Here is a 2,606-nt window from a genome sequence, read left to right as displayed (position 1 = left end):
TGGAAATGAGATGGTTCCTGTTTACTATAAGAGTATTCACGGTATCGTCTACGATAATTCAGAACTGAAAAAGTAATGGCTACGCACTATCCCAAAAGGGCGAAGGCGTAGCCGAAGCTTTTTTTAATTTTAATTTATAACCTATCTTATGGTATCTACTCCTTTTAATTATTGTATTTCTCAATAACTTCGTTTATCACATCTCGATTGTATCTTTCCCAATTCTCTGATTTTGTGCCTGCATAGGCTACTTGGTTTTGAATTGTCCATGATACTTTTAGTTCGTCTAGTCGTTCTGCAAATTGTGCATTTTTTTCTCTTACATTTTTTCTTTCGTGTGCTTCTAGTTCATATTTATTAGATACAATTTGATTAACATATAACCCTTCAAGTGCTTTATAAACTTCGATTGTAATTTCCATTTTCTACACTTCCTTTTTTATTTTTGCTTTAACAACTTTTTCTGGAAGTTTTGGGAAGTGGTGTCGGCTTCTTTAATCTTGAAGCTTTTCACTTCTTTTGAATGACTAGGATCTTCCAGTTATTTGGTTGTTAAAGAACTTTTTCTGTATAGTTTGGTGTGTTTGTCGTGGTTATGCCCCTGCATATGTAGTCGGTCTGTCAAGGGCGAGTGTGATCTTCTGTAAGTTTAAAATAAAGTCGCGACGTTTGCAAAAAAGATGCGATGTTTAAAACAAAGTCACGATGTTTATAAAAAAGTTGCGAAGTTTCACCCCTTTGGATATGATTGTCTAAAGGGGTGTTTTTGTGGCGAAACGAAAAAGAACATCTAAAGTCGATAAGTGGATTAAAGAAGGTAGAGGAACTGGCAGTGGGGCAGATTATCAGCCTTGGCTAAAAGTTCAAGATGTTTCCTCATTAGGTCGGTCAACGAGATTAAAAGGTACAAAAGCCGGTAGACAACATGAGTTTTTATCGGATTTGGAACGAAATTACTTTTATTTGACTGAATTTTCCGATGTTGTCTTAGATATTCGTGAACAATTTCCTTTATTACCACAAGAAGAGACGATTGTCATTGCGGAAGCGCTTGGAATAAAACACCCAGCTGATCCAAAAACAGGCGATCCAATTGTTATGACAACGGACTTTTTATTAACAGTTGATAAGGGAGAAGGTGTATTTGAAGTCGCTCATACTATCAAAATGAAAGACAAGCTATTAGAAGAACGTGTGTTAGAGAAATTCGAAATTGAACGTGAATACTGGGAGCGTAAAGGCATTAGTTGGGGTATTGTAACAGAGGAAGAAATTGATAAGATCGTGGCTAGAAATATTAGTTATATCCATGATTATTTTGATATTCGGAGCTATGATGTATATCGAGAAATGGCTAACCAACATATAGAGGATTTATCAATGTCTCTTATGAATCGTTTGTTGAATAGTTCACGAAGTATCCGAGAAATCACTAGTGAGTTTGATGCAGATACACACTTGCCTTTTGGAAGTGGTGTCACGTTGTTTTATCATTTGCTTGCTAAAAAAATAATGGTTACAGATATGTACAAGGCAATTGATTTAGAGCAATCAATTGATATTAAGTATATTGATGAAAGTAAATTGGAGAAGGTGAAATACGGATGATTTATATTAATCAGGTATTTCAATATGTAACAGATTCAAAAAGAATTCGGGTAATAGATATGGAAGAACCGCATGTCTATATAGTAAATATTGACACGAGCAGTGCTATGCCACGTAAAGAGCTATACTCTAGTCTAACCACAGATATCAAGCAAGGTGAACTGTTAGCGATTAGTGATCCTTATGCAAAAGTGATTTCCGAAGCTGATTTAACAGAAGTGCAGATTCGTAAGCGCGAAGAAGATTGGGGAAATATACAAAAATACTGTGTCCCCAATATGCCAGATTTGCTCCAAAAACAAGGAAGAGAAAGCAAGATTCGTGAAATCGTTCAAGAGAGCAACTTGGGCAAGACAAAGGTTAAAAAGCTACTAACTCGCTATTGGCAGCGTGGCATGACCAAAAACGCCATGTTACCTGACTACTCTAGTTCAGGTGGTAAAGGGAGAGCAAAAGCTCTAACAAATGCAAAGGTTGGTCGTCCTAGAAGAATAAATATAAATAATGAATATCAAACCGGTATTAACATTACAGAAGAAGTAAAGGTTCAAATTGAACACGTTATCAATAAGTACTACAGGAAAAAGAATAACTACTCTTTAAAAGATGTTTATAATTTTATGCTACGTGACTTCTATTCTGATCGCTATTCAGTTTCGTAAAAGTACGAAGAAGACCCAAAAAAAGATATTTAGTCGTTCCGAGAATTTTACGAAGGATGGCACGTAAAGAATCAGGCTCCACTATGGAAAAGCGTAAACAGGAAATGATGTCGCGGGGGTACTAATTATTCTAGTTTCGGTACCATCACGGTAGAAAGCCTACTTAGTTTTCCCACTGTAACATACAGATTGCAATCAAGTATATTAACTGAGTGAACTAGGAAACTCCAAGGAATAATTGGGGGAATAGCTCTTAAATGAGCATACAATTGATTGGTTTTTACAGCACTATTGGATTTATCTCGTCAAACAGGTTTTGGTTTGATGGTCTAGAAA

General features: G+C 35.9%; 3 protein-coding genes. 2 read left to right on the top strand and 1 reads right to left on the bottom strand.

From position 1 onward, the window contains the following. Window positions 1-164 precede the first annotated feature (164 nt). Window positions 165-422: a hypothetical protein gene (locus ACYQ2O_RS11650; RefSeq protein ID WP_346023965.1), complete on the bottom strand. Its 258-nt coding sequence runs from the start codon at window positions 420-422 to the stop codon at window positions 165-167. Window positions 423-768: 346 nt separating this feature from the next. Here ACYQ2O_RS11650 and ACYQ2O_RS11645 point away from each other — a divergent pair, with 346 nt between their 5' ends. Together ACYQ2O_RS11645 and ACYQ2O_RS11640 are read left to right on the top strand one after the other, a co-directional pair. Beyond that, the gene (locus tag ACYQ2O_RS11645) at window positions 769-1,608 is read left to right on the top strand and encodes a TnsA endonuclease N-terminal domain-containing protein (protein ID WP_344909446.1); all 840 of its coding nucleotides are present in this window, start codon (window positions 769-771) and stop codon (window positions 1,606-1,608) included. Beyond that, window positions 1,605-2,270: a hypothetical protein gene (locus ACYQ2O_RS11640; RefSeq protein WP_346023964.1), complete on the top strand. Its 666-nt coding sequence runs from the start codon at window positions 1,605-1,607 to the stop codon at window positions 2,268-2,270. Before ACYQ2O_RS11645 ends, ACYQ2O_RS11640 begins: the two co-directional genes overlap by 4 nt. Window positions 2,271-2,606 lie beyond the last annotated feature (336 nt).

Source organism: Alkalibacterium sp. m-11, from assembly GCF_054658155.1.
This window is presented reverse-complemented; position numbering and strand designations above follow the sequence as displayed.

Coding starts and splice junctions, on each gene's coding strand:
- ACYQ2O_RS11640 (WP_346023964.1), top strand. CDS start 1,605: ATGATTTATATTAATCAGGTATTTCAATATGTAACAGATTCAAAAAGA.
- ACYQ2O_RS11650 (WP_346023965.1), bottom strand. CDS start 422: ATGGAAATTACAATCGAAGTTTATAAAGCACTTGAAGGGTTATATGTT.